This is a genomic window from Mycolicibacterium nivoides, from assembly GCF_003855255.1.
GTDB classification, from domain to species: Bacteria; Actinomycetota; Actinomycetes; order Mycobacteriales; family Mycobacteriaceae; genus Mycobacterium; species Mycobacterium nivoides.
The window spans coordinates 1,107,630-1,121,185 of the sequence record NZ_CP034072.1 but is presented as its reverse complement, the minus strand read 5'-3'; the positions used below and the strand labels follow the sequence as shown (position 1 = coordinate 1,121,185).

Genomic DNA, 13,556 nt, shown 5'->3' with positions numbered 1-13,556 from the left:
TGCGGGACAATCTGCACCGTGATGGAGCCCGCAAAGCTGCCCGCGCGCCCGCCCCGGCGCATCGTCGTCATCACCACCGGCGGCACCATCTCGACCAGCACCGACGAGGCCGGAATCAGACGCCCGACGCACACCGGTGCTGAGCTGACGGCCGGGATGGCCGTTGCGGCGCAGGTCGACATCGTCGACGCGATGGCGACCGACAGCGCACTGCTGACACCCGCCGACTGGGACCGGATCGCAGGCGCGGTCGGCGCCGCGGCGGACCACGCCGACGGAGTCGTCATCACCCATGGAACCGACACCATGGAGGAGACCGCGCTGTGGCTCGACCTCACCTACGGCGGAAAAGTGCCCGTGGTGCTCACGGGGTCGCAACGCAGCGCGGACGATCCCGACAGTGACGGACCGCGAAACCTGCGGGACGCCATCACCGTCGCGGCCGGCCCGCAGGCCAGGGACCTGGGCGTGGCGGTCAGCTTCGCCGGCACGGTGTGGCAACCGCTGGGCCTGCGCAAGCGTCATACCCACGATCTGGACGCCTTCACCGGCACCGCACTCGGAACCGTCACCGACGCCGGTTGTGTGCTCACCACCGCGAAAGCGCGTGCCTTTCTCGGTGCGTTCGCGGCGGCCTCAGCGCCCCGGGTCGACATCGTCGCCGCCTACCCGGGAGCTGACGCCGCAGCTCTGGACGCCTGTGTCGCGGCGGGAGCGCGGGGCATCGTGGTCGAGGCGGTCGGCTCGGGCAATGCTGGGGCCGCATTGATCGACGGGGTCCGCAGGCACTGCCGCGACGGCCTGGTGGTCGCGATATCGACCCGGGTTCCCGACGGCCCGGTCGCCGCGCAGTACGGCCCGGGACAGCAACTCGTCGATGCCGGCGCGGTGGTGTTACCCCGGCTGCGCCCACCGCAGGCCCGAGTCCTGCTGATGGCCGCATTGGCCGGCATTCGGCCGGTTGTCGAGGTCATCGAAGCCTGGGGTTGACGCGCTGTGTTCAATAGAGAACGTGCGTTTCCACATTTCGGCGGCGGCTGCCGTCGGCCTACTGGTGCTCAGCCCGCTTCCGACGGCGCTGGCTCTGCCCTCACCACCCGGCGTCGAGGAGATCGACGGCTACCCCATCGCGGAGGGCAACTACAGCTCGCCCACCGACTTCTACGGGATGTTCTTCCGAACGCCGGACGGCCGCTTCTGTGCGATCCGGCCCAACCGGGGCCCGGTCGGCTGCGACGCGGTACCCGGGGACGCGCCGGCAGGAACCAACCAGACCTTCGTCGAGAGCGGCGCACCCGCCTCGTACCGATATTCCGGAACCGCGTCCTTCACCCGCGATGATGTCGACGTGCTGCCCGTGGGACACCGGCTGGAGAACTGGGGAGCCAGCTGCGGTATCGGCGAGCAGGGCACGGTGATCTGCAAAACGTCGGGCCGGCATGGCTTTTCGCTGGACACCGCGTCCGGCATGCTCTGGTAACCGGTTGTCGCCCAGGTGGTCGGCCGGGGGGTTGACGACATCGGTTGAATGGACCCTATGCGCCTCATCATGGCAATTGCCGCGGTCGGCCTGTCGGCACTGGGCCCCTTACCCACTGCCGCGGCCGAGCCACCGCCGGGCGCCGACCAGATCGACAGCTACCCCATCGCCGAGGGGCACTACAGCTCGCCCACCGATTTCTACGGCGTATTCTTCCGGACCCCGGACGGTCGTCATTGCGGAATCGGCCCCAATGGCGGTCCGGTGGGATGTGACGCCGTGCCGATCGATGCCCCGGCGGGCAGCAACCAGATCTTCGTCAACAGCGGCGGGCCCGCCTCCTACCGACACTCCGACACCGCCTCGTTCACCCGCGACGTCGACGTGCTGCCCGAGGGCCACCGACTGGAGAACTGGGGCGCCAGTTGCGGAGTCGGCTATCAGGGCACAGTGACGTGCAAGACATACGGCGAGCACGGCTTCATTCTCAGCAGTACCTACGGCGTGCTCTGGTAGTCGGCCAATCCGCTGAGATAGTCACCCCAGTCCAGGCTGGCGACCGGGTCGGCCCGACGGAATCCGGGCGTGTCGTCGGGGAAGGTCCTGGCCAGTCCCGGTCCACTGGCCCGGGTCTCGAACCGTACGGTCATCACCCCGTGTCCGGCGCCCTGGATCCAGCCGTGGCCGTGCTCGGGGTGCGCCACGTCATCGCCGATGCGCCAACCGGTCTGGGTTACCTGAGCTGTCTCGGCGCTGTGGTGGTGGGAGTCGGAGATGTCGTCGAGCTGTTCCAGGTCCGGGAACAACGATTCCTGCCTGCTGTCGGACAGTCCTGAAAAGCCCACGCCCACAAGCCGGATCGGACCGATCTCAACCGGGTCGAGCAAGAGCCGGCGGGCGGTACCGATCAGGGTGGCGGCCTCGGTGGTGGCGTAAGCCAGTGTGGCAGAACGGGTCAGCGTGCTCATGTCGGATTTCTTCAGCTTGACCGTCACGGTACGGGCGCCGCGGCCGTCCTTCTCCAGGCGCCGGTGCGCGTGTTCGCCGATCGGGCCGATCGCATCCTGAAGCTGACGCAGTGTGGTGAGGTCCTCGGGAAATGTCGACTCGGCGCTGATCTGCTTGGCCTCGGCCCGCTCGGCCACCGGGCGATCGTCGATTCCGCGGGCCAGCCGATGCAGCGCAGCGCCGACCGCCGTGCCGAGCACACTGGCGGCCTCGGCATCCGACAGCGCGGCCAACGCACCTACCGTCTCGATACCGAGCCGGTGCAGCTTCTCCTCGGCCACCGGCCCGATCCCCCACAACTTGCGCACCGGTAGGCCGTCGAGCAGCCGCGCCTCCTCGTCGCGGCGGACGACCCGGACCCCATCGGGTTTGGCCAGCCCGGAGGCGATCTTGGCGATCTGCTTTCCGGATCCGGCCCCCACGGAGGCCACCAGCCCGGTCTGCTCACGCACCTTGGCCCGCAACTGCTGGCAGAACTCCTCGACATCGGCCGCGGTAGCACCGGCCAGTTCAACAGGCTCACCGAACGCCTCGTCGAAGGACAGCTGCTCGAGCACCGGTACGACGCTGCGCACGGTGTCCAGCGCCCGCCTGCTGGCCACGCCGTACACGGCACCGCGGGGCGGCAGCACGACCGCGGGTGCACCGACGAGCCGGCGGGCCTGATGCATGGGCATCGCCGAGCGCGCGCCGTAGCGGCGCGCCTCGTAGCTGGCCCCGGCCACCACACCGCGACCGCCCAGACCGCCGACGAGCACGGGCCTGCCGCGCAAGGTGGGACGGGTCAGCTGTTCGACGGAGGCGAAGAACGCATCCATGTCGAGGTGCAGGACCCAGCGTCCGCCCGCGCCCGTGGCCTCGGCGCCGTTCATGGTTGTGATGCTATGGCGCTAGCCTGACCTGCATGACGCCGGATGACGTACCAATCAGGGACGAGTCGATTCGCCTCGGGCAGTTCCTCAAGCTGGCATCCCTCATCGACAGCGGCGCCGACGCCAAGTCCGTCATCGCCGACGGCCTGGTCAGCGTCAACGGCGAGGTCGAACTCCGGCGCGGCCGGCAGCTACGCCCAGGCGACACCGTTTCGCTCGGGGACCGCACGGCCCGGGTGACCGGCGCCTGATCGGGCCGCCTCACGCTTTGGCGATCGCGACCCGCACCCCGTCCCCGATCACCGTGCCCTCCGGCAGCGCGGCCCCGTCGACGAACTCGAAACCGGTGGCCAGGATTTCACCGGCGATGAGATCTCGATGGGTACGTGCCCACGGCTCGTACTGAGCCGGAACCGAGATCTGCACCGCGATCCGGTCGGACACCTCAAGGCCGGTCGACTTGCGCAGTTCCTGCAGTTCACGGATGCGGTCCTTGGCCCAGCCCTCGGCTTCCAATTCCTCGGTGACCGTGCCGTCGAGCACCACGAGGCCCCCGCCGTCGGGCAGGGCCGCGGTCCACTCCGGATCGGCGGCAACCAGTTTGGCGGTGTACTCCTCCGGTTGCAGCACCACCGGCCCGGCGGTCAGCGTGCCGTCGGGATTGACCACACCCTCCCCCGCCTTGACGGCCTTGATCGCGGCCTGAACGTCCTTGCCGATCCGGGGACCGGCGACGCGGGCGTTGACCGCGAGGTCGAACTTGCCATAGGCGTCGATGTCGTCGGTCAACTCGACATCCTTGACATTGAGTTCGTCGGCGATCAGGTCCGCGAACGGGGTGATCGAGGACGGATTCACCGTGTTGTCCAATGCCACAGTCAGTTTCGGCAACGGCAGGCGCACCCGCAGCTTCTTGGCCTTGCGCAGCGAGGAACCCACCGAACACACCTCGCGCACCTGGTCCATCGCGGCAACCAGATCGGGGTCCTTGGGCAGCACATCGGCTTCGGGCCAGTCGGTCAGGTGCACCGAGCGCTCACCGGTCAGGCCCCGCCACATCACCTCGGTCGCCAGCGGCAACAGGGGTGCGGCCAGCCTGCACGCCACCTCGAGGACGGTGTGCAGGGTGTCGATGGCGTCGGCATCCTCCTCCCAGAAGCGCGAACGTGACCGGCGCACATACCAGTTCGTCAACGCCTCGGTGAACTGCCGCAGTTCGTCGCATGCCCCGGAGATGTCGCACGTATCCAGCGAGATGGTCAGATCGTCACGCAGCTGAGCCAACTTGGCCAGGATGTAGCGGTCCAGCACGTTGTCCGAGTCGGTCCGCCAAGTGCCCTTCTTCGGCGCGTACAACGCCAGGAAGCTGTAGGCGTTCCAGAACGGCAGCAGCACCTGCCGGACGCCTTCGCGGATACCCTGCTCGGTGACGATCAGGTTGCCACCACGCAGGATCGGCGAGGCCATCAGGAACCAGCGCATGGCGTCGGACCCGTCACGGTCGAACACCTCGCTGACATCCGGGTAGTTGCGCAACGACTTGCTCATCTTCTGGCCGTCGTTGCCCAGCACGATCCCGTGCGCCACACAGGTTTTGAAGGCGGGCTTGTCGAACAGTGCGGTGGCCAGCACGTGCATGGTGTAGAACCAGCCGCGGGTCTGGCCGATGTACTCGACGATGAAGTCGCCGGGGAAATGCGCGTCGGTGCCGTCGGCCTGATTGCCGGCGTCGATTCCGTCGAACCACTCCTGGTTCTCGAACGGGTAATGCACCTGCGCGTACGGCATCGACCCGGAGTCGAACCACACGTCGAACACGTCCTCGATACGGCGCATCGTGGACTTGCCGGTCGGGTCGTCCGGGTTCGGCCGCGTCAGCTCGTCGATGAACGGCCGGTGCAGATCCGTCGGGCGCACACCGAAATCGCGCTCGAGCTCGTCGAGGCTGCCGTAGACGTCGATCCGCGGGTATGCCGGGTCATCGGACTTCCATACCGGAATCGGGCTGCCCCAGTACCGATTTCGCGACACCGACCAGTCGCGCGCATTGGATAGCCACTTACCGAACTGTCCGTCCTTGACGTGCTCGGGATACCAGGTGATCTGCTGGTTGAGCTCCACCATCCGGTCCCGGAAGTCGGTGACCTTGATGAACCACGACGACACGGCGCGGTAGATCAGCGGATTCCGGCACCGCCAGCAGTGCGGGTAGGAGTGCTCATAGGTCTCGTGGCGCAACAGCACCGCGCCGTTGGCCGCCGCAGGCCCGTCGCCGTTCTTGAGGTCGCGGATGATCTGCGAATTGGCGTCGAAAACGTGCTGGCCCGCGTAATCGGGTACCGACGCGTCGAATCGGCCCTTCGAGTCCACCGGGGTGACCGCGACGATGTCGGCGGTGTCCGCGGTGGCCTTGTCGTCCTCGCCGTAGGCGGGGGCCATGTGCACGATGCCGGTGCCGTCCTCCGTGCTGACGAAATCAGCGGCCAGCACCTGGAACGAGTTGGGCGCGTCCATGAAGTAGGTGAACGGCGGCAGGTACCGCGTGCCGAGCAGATCCCGCCCGGTGTAGCTGCCGAGAACCTCGGGTTCCTCCCCGAGCTCGCGGGCGTACGCGGCAAGCCGAGCCTGGGCCAGGACGTAGCGCCGCCCGTCGGAACCCTGCACCAGCACGTAGTCGATGTCGGGATTGACGGCGACGGCCTGATTGGACGGCAACGTCCACGGGGTCGTCGTCCAGATCAACAGGTGCGCACCCTTGAGAGGGCCGTCGGTCACGGTGAAGCCCACTGTGACCGCTGGATCCTGGCGGCTCTGGTAGACGTCGTCGTCCATCCGCAGCTCGTGGTTGGACAGCGGGGTCTCGTCGTTCCAGCAGTACGGGAGCACCCGGTTGCCCTCGTAGGCCAGGCCTTTGTCCCACAGCTGTTTGAACGCCCAGATCACCGACTCCATGAAGGTCGGGTCCAGGGTCTTGTAGTCGTTGTCGAAGTCCACCCACCGGGCCTGGCGGGTCACGTAGGCACGCCACTCGTCGGTGTACTTCAGCACCGAGGCGCGGCATGCCTCGTTGAACTTCGCGATGCCCATCTCTTCGATCTGGGCCTTGTCGGCGATGCCGAGCTGGCGCTGCACCTCAAGTTCGGCGGGCAGCCCGTGGGTGTCCCAGCCGAACCGGCGCTCCACCTTGTAACCGCGCATGGTGCGGTAGCGCGGCACGATGTCCTTGACATACCCGGTCAGCAGGTGACCGTAGTGCGGCAGACCGTTGGCGAACGGCGGCCCGTCGTAGAAGACGTATTCCTCGGCATCGGCACGGCGCGCGATGCTGGCCCGGAAGGTGTCGTCGGCAGCCCAGTAGTCGAGCACCTCAAGTTCCCGCTCCGGGAAGTTGGGTGCGGCCGGCTTGGGGTAGCCGGTCGACGTTGAAGACTCCGATTGGGCAGTCACTGACGCGTCTCCTGTGCCTATGACGCGGCCGGGCCGCGTCGGGGGCTCCCCACCCGGGGAGCCTGTGTGTCCAGGCACGGGGACGACGTCGCACGGGTGCGCAAGCGCCGCGGTACCACCCCGCTTGCGCGCTGCAGGCAGCGCGCCGCTCAACTTCGGGCGATCACGGGCCCACCCGTCCGGTTCTACTGAGCGACGCCGAATCCGAATACTCGAATCCCGCGGCTGTTCTTCCGAAGGCTCCCCGGTGATGGCCGGATCAGCGCCGATGGACCCAGTCTAATGAGCGCCGCAAATCATCCGGAAATCAGACCTAACCGGAGGTGACCTCGATCAGGGCCAGCGGAAACTGCTCGGCCAGCTCGTCGACCGTGCAATGGTCGAATCTGCGGCTGTCGAACCGCCAGTGCAGGTGCATGGTGGTCTCGGTATCGCGATGGATGTGCAGCGCCAGCGGATGGTCGGACTGCCCTGCCCGCGGCCCCTCTCCGTACGCGAAGCTCATGTCCGCCGACGGGTGGTCACCGGTGCCGACCCCCGGCCGTGCCACGGCCAGCAATTCGGGCCCCGACAGGCCACGATGTGACACACAGGGCACTCCGACGCGGCGATATCCGGCCCTCTCGGGACCGCTCACGACATCGACGGTCAAAACACCGTCACCGATCGCGCGGGCGACTGCCCGGCCGAGGGCGGCCAGCAGCAGATCCTCGGCCGTGCAGCCCATCGCGGTCTGGGCTCCGTCCAGCTCCGCTGACAACACGTCGTCCAGTGCACCGGACACAGTTGCCATATCCGAGACGGCCGGCGGTCCGACGGTGGCGTAGTCGGCGATCCACGAACCGGTGCCATATGCGTCGGGCAGGACGGAAACAGACATATATGTCACGTTAGACAGAGTTTCCCAAAAATGGGAGAGCTGTGCCAAAAGTCTGACAGCGTTGTCAATAACGCCACTGCTGGCTTTGCTGCGGTTCGCTGCGACCAACTCCGGGCTCGGGGTCTATTGTGTTCTGATGCCGCGAACCGACGAGAACGGCAGGCAGCTCAAGGCCCTGCTGGACTATCTGCTGGACGGCGAGGTCGACGCCAAGGCCGTGTACAGCGCACTGGGAGTATCCAGCAGCACGTACTACCGGCGCGTCAAAGAAGCCGACTATCCCAACGCCGAGGAATTGCGGCAGGTCGCCGACCGCTTCCACCTCAGCTATCCGGATCTGCAGATCCGGTTCGGCCTGATGAGTCGCCAGGAAGTCTGGCACTACATGGAATCGTCGCCGGTGACGGTGGCTCCCGTGGACACCGCCACCCGAGTCCGGCCTGCCGTGCACCGGCCCAAGAAACTGTCCCAACTGACCCCACGACACGACGCGCCCCCGCTGTAACCGGCGCTCCGGCTCCATCCGCACCACCGTCCGAGGCAAATTGTCATGTCCATCGCCACACTCATCGCCATCACACTGAGTTGCATCATGTGGAGCCTGTGGATCAGGAGAGTCACCTGGTCCTGCCGGTGGGAAGTGGCCGCCACTCTGAACATCGCCCTGCAGGGCGTGGCGGTGCTGCTGATGTCACCGTGGGCCTCGGAAACCATCGGCCAGGTTCTCTACACGCTGACCGGCAAGTGGAACGTCGAGGACTACATCGGACACGACTGTTACATCGTGGCGGCGTCGGCAATCGTCTACAACTCCCTGGGCCGCCTCCAGGACGACAACGCCATGCAGCGCTCCTTCAAGCAGTACGTGGAGCGCCCGGCCACCATCTGCATCCCCGTCTTGCTGGCCACCTTCTCGATGGGCAACGGTGCCGCGGTGTACCGGCCCGACTTCTTCCAGGTCCCGACGGACTTCTGGCTCAGCGCCTACTGGATCTTGCTCTGCGGCACCCTGCTCTACCTGCTGGGCTACGGGGCCCGCGCCATGCTGGTGCTCCGCCGCGATCCGAAGTCCCGCCGGATCGCCAACATCTACCTGTTCGCGTCGGTGAGCGGGATGCTCGCCTGCACGACCCGGATCGTCACGTCTCTGGTACCGGCGTTGCAGCCCATCGAGAACGGTCGCCTGGTGTGGGTTTTCGCGTGTGCCTGCGGCGCCATCTTCGCGCTCGCTTCGGCACACTCCTGGCGAATCAAGACCCGGTGGCTGGCGCCGAGCAATCGGTGACCACAGCGGGCACACAGGCAGAGCGAGCCCACCCGGCCGGTCCGGGACACCACATACACTGGGCGCACTGAAAGCGTCGCCCGTCACATCGAGCGCCGGGACGACCCGTCTGACGCGCTCGATGGCGAAGTAGGTAAGGACATGCAGGATCAGTAGGGCAGCACAGTTGTTGCGACGCCTGCGCGGCAGCGCGGACAACCCCGAGAGCGGCACGTTCCACTTGCTGGGCGGTGTCGTCGTTCGGTGGCCCTGGCTGGTGATCGCGTTCTGGGTGGTGCTCGCCGCCGCGCTCCCCCCGATGTTCCCCTCGCTGACCGAACTCTCCCAGAAGACCCCTCCGGCCATGCTTCCGGCCGACGCACCTGGGTCCGTTGCCGCCCAACAGATGTCGCAGGCATTTCACGAGTCCGGGTCGGACAACATCCTGCTGGTCGTTTTGAGTGACGAGAACGGCCTGGACGGCGCCGACGAGACCGTCTACCGCAGCCTCGTCGACAAATTGCGCGCCGACACCGCGAGCGTCGTGACAATGCAGGATTTCATCACCACACCGCCGCTGCGCCAGGTGATGAGCAGTCAGGACGGCAAGGCGTGGCTACTGCCGGTCAGCCTGACCGGCGAACTGGGCTCACCGCAGTCCTACACCGCGACGTCGAACGTCGTCCGGATCGTCAAAGACACCGTGGGCGGCGGCGGATCCGGAATCACCGCGCATGTGACGGGCCCGGCGGCCACGCTTGCCGACCTCGCCGAGGTGGGCGAACGCGACCGTGTGCACATCGAAATCGCCACGGTGGGCATGCTCCTGGCGATCTTGATCATCATCTACCGCAATCCGCTGACGATGATCCTGCCGCTGCTGACCATCGGGGTATCGCTGGCGACCGCGCAGGGCGTCGTGGCCGCATTGGGCAGTCTCGGCCTTGCCATCTCCGGCCAGACCATCGTCTTTCTCACCGCGATGCTGGCCGGCACCGGAACCGATTACGCGGTCTTCCTGATCAGCCGGTACCACGACTTTCTACGGCTCGGTGAGGATTCCGACAAGGCCGTCAAGAGCGCCTTGCACTCGATCGGCCCGGTGATCGTCGCGTCGGCAGCCACTGTGGCCGTCACCTTCATCGGGATGATCTTCACCAAACTGACGATCTTCTCATCGGTCGGAGTGGCGCTCGCCGTCGCCATCGCCATCGGCTGCCTGGCCGCCATGACCTTCCTGCCGGCGGTGCTCACCCTGGCGGGCCGCCGCGGTTGGGTCTCGCCGCGTAAGAGCCTCACGAACACGCTGTGGCGACGGTCGGGTGTGCGGATCGTGCGAAATCCGCGGCGCAACCTGATCGCCAGCCTGATGCTGTTGGTGGTGCTCGCCAGTTGCGCGGGCCTGGCGAGGTACAACTACGACGACCGCAAGGCGCTCCCCGGCACCGTCGAGAGCCTCCAGGGATATGACGCGATCGCCGCACACTTCCCGGTGAATTCCAGCCTGCCCCAGTATCTCCTGATCGAATCACCACACGATCTGCGCGGCCCCAAGGAGCTCGCCGACCTCGAACAGATGGCCCACCGCATCAGTCAGCTGCCCAACATCGAAGCGGTTCGCGGGATCACCCGCCCCACGGGAGAGTCGTTGGAGCAGGCCAGGCTGTCGTTCCAGGCCGGCGAGGTCGGTTCCAAACTCAACGACGCCTCCTCGGTGGTCTCCGAGCGGGGCGGCGACATGGACAAGCTGGCCAGCGGCGCCAGCCAGATCGCCGATGTACTCGGCGGGGTGAAGGGGCAGCTGGGCCAGGCAGCGGTCACAGTCAGCGGTCTGATCGACGCGTTGAGCTCCATGCAGAAACAGTTCGGTGGCGACAAGGCGCTCAACCAGTTCGACAGTGCGGCCAAGCTGGTCCTCGCGATGCGATCGCTCGGCGACTCCATCGGCGTGACCCTCGACGATGCCGCCGACTCCGTCCAGCAGGCCCGGCCGGTCCTGACCGCGCTGAACGCCAGCCCGATCTGCGATGTGGATCCGTCCTGCCGCAACTCCCGTGGGCAGCTGCAACGCATGGTCGACGCCGGCGACAACGGCACCCTGGCCGGCATCGCCCAGTTGGCCAGGCAGTTGAAGGCGACCGAGGGCAACCAGACCCTCGGTGCGACGACCGACAATCTCCGGGGTGCGTTCGACACCGCCACCAAAGCACTGAATTCGGCCGGCCTGGACAATCCGTCGAGCATGCGGCAGCAGATGGCCACGCTGCAGCAGCACGCGGACACGCTCGCCGAGGCCAGCCGGCAGGTGGCCGACGGTGTCGGCCTGCTGGTCAACGAGACCAAGAAGATGGGCGGCGGACTCGGCGACGCGTCGGCATTCCTGCTCGCGATGAAGAACGAGGCCAGGACACCGTCCATGTCAGGGTTCTACGTGCCGCCACAGTTCCTGGCCACCGATGACTTCAAAAAGGCTGCGGCGCTGTTCTTCTCCCCCGACGGTCACACCGTGCGGTACATGATCCAGACCAAGCTCAACCCGTTCAGCACCGATGCCATGGATCAGATCAACGCGATTCTCGACGTCGCTCGCGATGCTCAACCGAACACGACGCTCGCCGACGCCAAGGTGTCGATGACCGGATACTCGGTGTCGCTCCGCGATACGCGTGAGTACTACAACGAGGACATCCGATTCATCATCCTGGTGACGGTCGCCGTGGTGTTCCTCATCCTGGTGGTCCTGCTGCGCGCCCTGGTGGCGCCGCTCTATCTGATTGCCTCCGTGGTGATTTCATACCTATCGGCGCTCGGCATCGGGGTACTGCTGTTCCAAGAGCTGCTGGGTCAGGAATTGCACTGGAGCGTGCCCGGACTGACATTCATCATCCTGGTCGCGGTCGGTGCCGACTACAACCTGCTGCTGATCTCTCGGATCCGGGAAGAATCGCCACACGGCTTGCGAACCGCGGTGATCCGAACGGTGGGCGCAACCGGAGGTGTGATCACCGCGGCGGGCCTGATCTTCACCGCGTCCATGTTCGGAATGCTGTTCGCCAGCATCAGCACACTGGTGCAGGCCGGTTTCATCATCGGTGTGGGAATCCTGCTCGATACGTTCCTGGTGCGTACCACGACCGTGCCGGCAATCGCCGTTCTGGTGGGTCGATTCAATTGGTGGCCGTCGCGCTGGCGGCCGGAAGTGAAGGCGCCCCCGAAGAAATCCGAGAACACCGAGCCCGAGCAGGAACTGGCGGCCGTCGCGGACTGACCCGGATCTCAGTCCATGGTGGCGGGCAGTTCAAATTCGGCAAGCGTGCGCCGCACCGCCTCGGAAAGCTCTGCGCGCGTGTTGATCCCGCCGATTGTCCAGGCGGACACAGTGAGGAATACCCGTCCGTGGGCGCGGCCCGACGCAAGGTAGAGCAGTCCTCCGAGACTTTCCAGCACCCCGGGCGTGATCCCGGGCTCGACCAGGCGGAACGACACGTAGTCGGCATCGGTGCCATCCGGGCGGTTCGCCGCCGCGGGCAATTCGCCCAGGTTTGAGCAGCCGATCGGACTGCCCACCTTCAGCACCATGCGTTCCAGCCTGCGCACCACGACCTTCGGCACGTAGGGGGTCAGCGGCAGCGGCGCCAGGTTGGCGTCGGGCGAGGTACCCAACTCGGTGAGCACCCTCTTGAGTTCGCCGCGGATCTCAGTCAGGTCGATACTGGCCTTGGCCGGGTCCACGATCGCGGTGACGGTGTTGAGGGCATTGGCACGGGTATCGCCCTCGGTGCGATCACTGACCGGGTATGACAGCATGGCCTGCCCTTCGGCATCGACCCGGCCGAGCAGTTGCCCGAGCCGGGCCGCGAAGCCGGCGAAGAGTGAATTGCTTGTTCCACCAAGGCTTTCAGCTCGTTCATCCCAGGCTCCCAAATCGACGTAGGCCGTGACCGTCGGCGCAATGACCGGGTCGGAGGACCCCGGCCCGCTCACCGGCGCAGCAGACTTGGCCGACGCCGCCAGATCCTCACTCTGCTCCCGGGCGACCCGGGCCGTGGCGAGAAGCGCTCGTCCCACCTCGGGCAGATCCCGGGCCGCACGCCGGACGTCCCGCAACAGAGCCTGCCTGCGGGAGGCCGATCCCGGCACCGGATAACCCAATTCACGCCGGATTCCCTCGGAAGCGTCGGCGATCGCGAGTGTCAGACCCAACGCGTCGGCGACTGAGTGCGACACCACCAGGGTGACAGCGTCGCCGCCATCGGCCAGCGGCAGGACCCCCAGGTGCCATGCTGGTCCACGTTCGGGATCGATGGGAACAACAATGCGTTCGTCGGCCCACGCGGTGATCTCGGCCCGAGGGCGCTCCGCCGCGGCGACGGCGATATCGGCGGGACCTGCCGACCGGACCCAGCGATGCCTGCCGAACGGCAGCGGCGACCGCTCGATGCGGCGCCCCAGTAGCCCGTGCCCGAGGTTGACGTGGAATCGCCGCAAGCCGGCGATGTCGACACCGTCGCGATAGATCCAGGTGAACTGCATGATCGGCGCGCGCCCCAGTGCCCGCAGTCCCAGGAATGACCCCTGATCCATGTACGTGAGGGTGTTGTCCAC

11 protein-coding genes are annotated in these 13,556 nt (G+C 66.7%); 7 read left to right on the top strand and 4 right to left on the bottom strand.

The annotated features are described in order from the left end of the window. Positions 1–21 precede the first annotated feature (21 nt). The 3 genes from EH231_RS05420 to EH231_RS05410 all read left to right on the top strand — a co-directional run bounded on the left by EH231_RS05420 (position 22) and on the right by EH231_RS05410 (position 1,996). Positions 22–990, top strand: a complete 969-nt coding sequence (locus EH231_RS05420) for an asparaginase (RefSeq protein WP_124714187.1) — start codon at positions 22–24, stop codon at positions 988–990. Between the two features lie 13 nt (positions 991–1,003). Further along, positions 1,004–1,480 (top strand): hypothetical protein, encoded by a 477-nt coding sequence (locus EH231_RS05415; RefSeq protein WP_124714186.1) that lies wholly within the window; start codon positions 1,004–1,006, stop codon positions 1,478–1,480. 69 nt (positions 1,481–1,549) lie between these two features. Beyond that, positions 1,550–1,996 carry a hypothetical protein gene (locus EH231_RS05410; protein ID WP_234939908.1) on the top strand — a complete coding sequence of 149 codons (447 nt, stop codon included), beginning with the start codon at positions 1,550–1,552 and terminating at the stop codon, positions 1,994–1,996. Here the strand turns inward: EH231_RS05410 and EH231_RS05405 are convergent. Further along, the gene (locus tag EH231_RS05405; protein WP_124712021.1) at positions 1,978–3,360 is read right to left on the bottom strand and encodes a DNA polymerase IV; all 1,383 of its coding nucleotides are present in this window, start codon (positions 3,358–3,360) and stop codon (positions 1,978–1,980) included. The two genes, EH231_RS05410 and EH231_RS05405, sit on opposite strands and share 19 nt — an antisense overlap. Before the next feature lie 32 nt (positions 3,361–3,392). Between EH231_RS05405 and EH231_RS05400 the strand changes: the two genes are divergently transcribed. Beyond that, on the top strand, positions 3,393–3,611 hold the full coding sequence (locus tag EH231_RS05400; RefSeq protein ID WP_044518364.1) for an RNA-binding S4 domain-containing protein: 219 nt from the start codon (positions 3,393–3,395) through the stop codon (positions 3,609–3,611). Positions 3,612–3,621: 10 nt separating this feature from the next. On the opposite strand, the gene ileS is transcribed toward EH231_RS05400, so the two are convergent. Further along, positions 3,622–6,807, bottom strand: coding sequence for an isoleucine--tRNA ligase (gene ileS / locus EH231_RS05395; RefSeq protein WP_090425700.1), 3,186 nt, complete (start codon positions 6,805–6,807; stop codon positions 3,622–3,624). A gap of 313 nt (positions 6,808–7,120) precedes the next feature. Further along, on the bottom strand, positions 7,121–7,687 hold the full coding sequence (locus EH231_RS05390; protein WP_090425697.1) for a hypothetical protein: 567 nt from the start codon (positions 7,685–7,687) through the stop codon (positions 7,121–7,123). 136 nt (positions 7,688–7,823) lie between these two features. Between EH231_RS05390 and EH231_RS05385 the strand changes: the two genes are divergently transcribed. The 3 genes from EH231_RS05385 to EH231_RS05375 all read left to right on the top strand — a co-directional run bounded on the left by EH231_RS05385 (position 7,824) and on the right by EH231_RS05375 (position 12,219). Beyond that, a complete protein-coding gene (locus tag EH231_RS05385; protein ID WP_044519495.1) occupies positions 7,824–8,192 on the top strand; it encodes a hypothetical protein in 369 nt (122 codons plus the stop codon). Between the two features lie 45 nt (positions 8,193–8,237). Further along, entirely contained in the window at positions 8,238–8,972 is a 735-nt protein-coding gene (locus EH231_RS05380) for a hypothetical protein (RefSeq protein ID WP_090425694.1), read from the top strand. 169 nt (positions 8,973–9,141) lie between these two features. Beyond that, the gene (locus tag EH231_RS05375) at positions 9,142–12,219 is read left to right on the top strand and encodes an MMPL/RND family transporter (RefSeq protein WP_420891968.1); all 3,078 of its coding nucleotides are present in this window, start codon (positions 9,142–9,144) and stop codon (positions 12,217–12,219) included. An 8-nt stretch (positions 12,220–12,227) separates the two neighbouring features. On the opposite strand, the gene EH231_RS05370 is transcribed toward EH231_RS05375, so the two are convergent. Then, a complete protein-coding gene (locus tag EH231_RS05370) occupies positions 12,228–13,556 on the bottom strand; it encodes a hypothetical protein (protein ID WP_241177885.1) in 1,329 nt (442 codons plus the stop codon).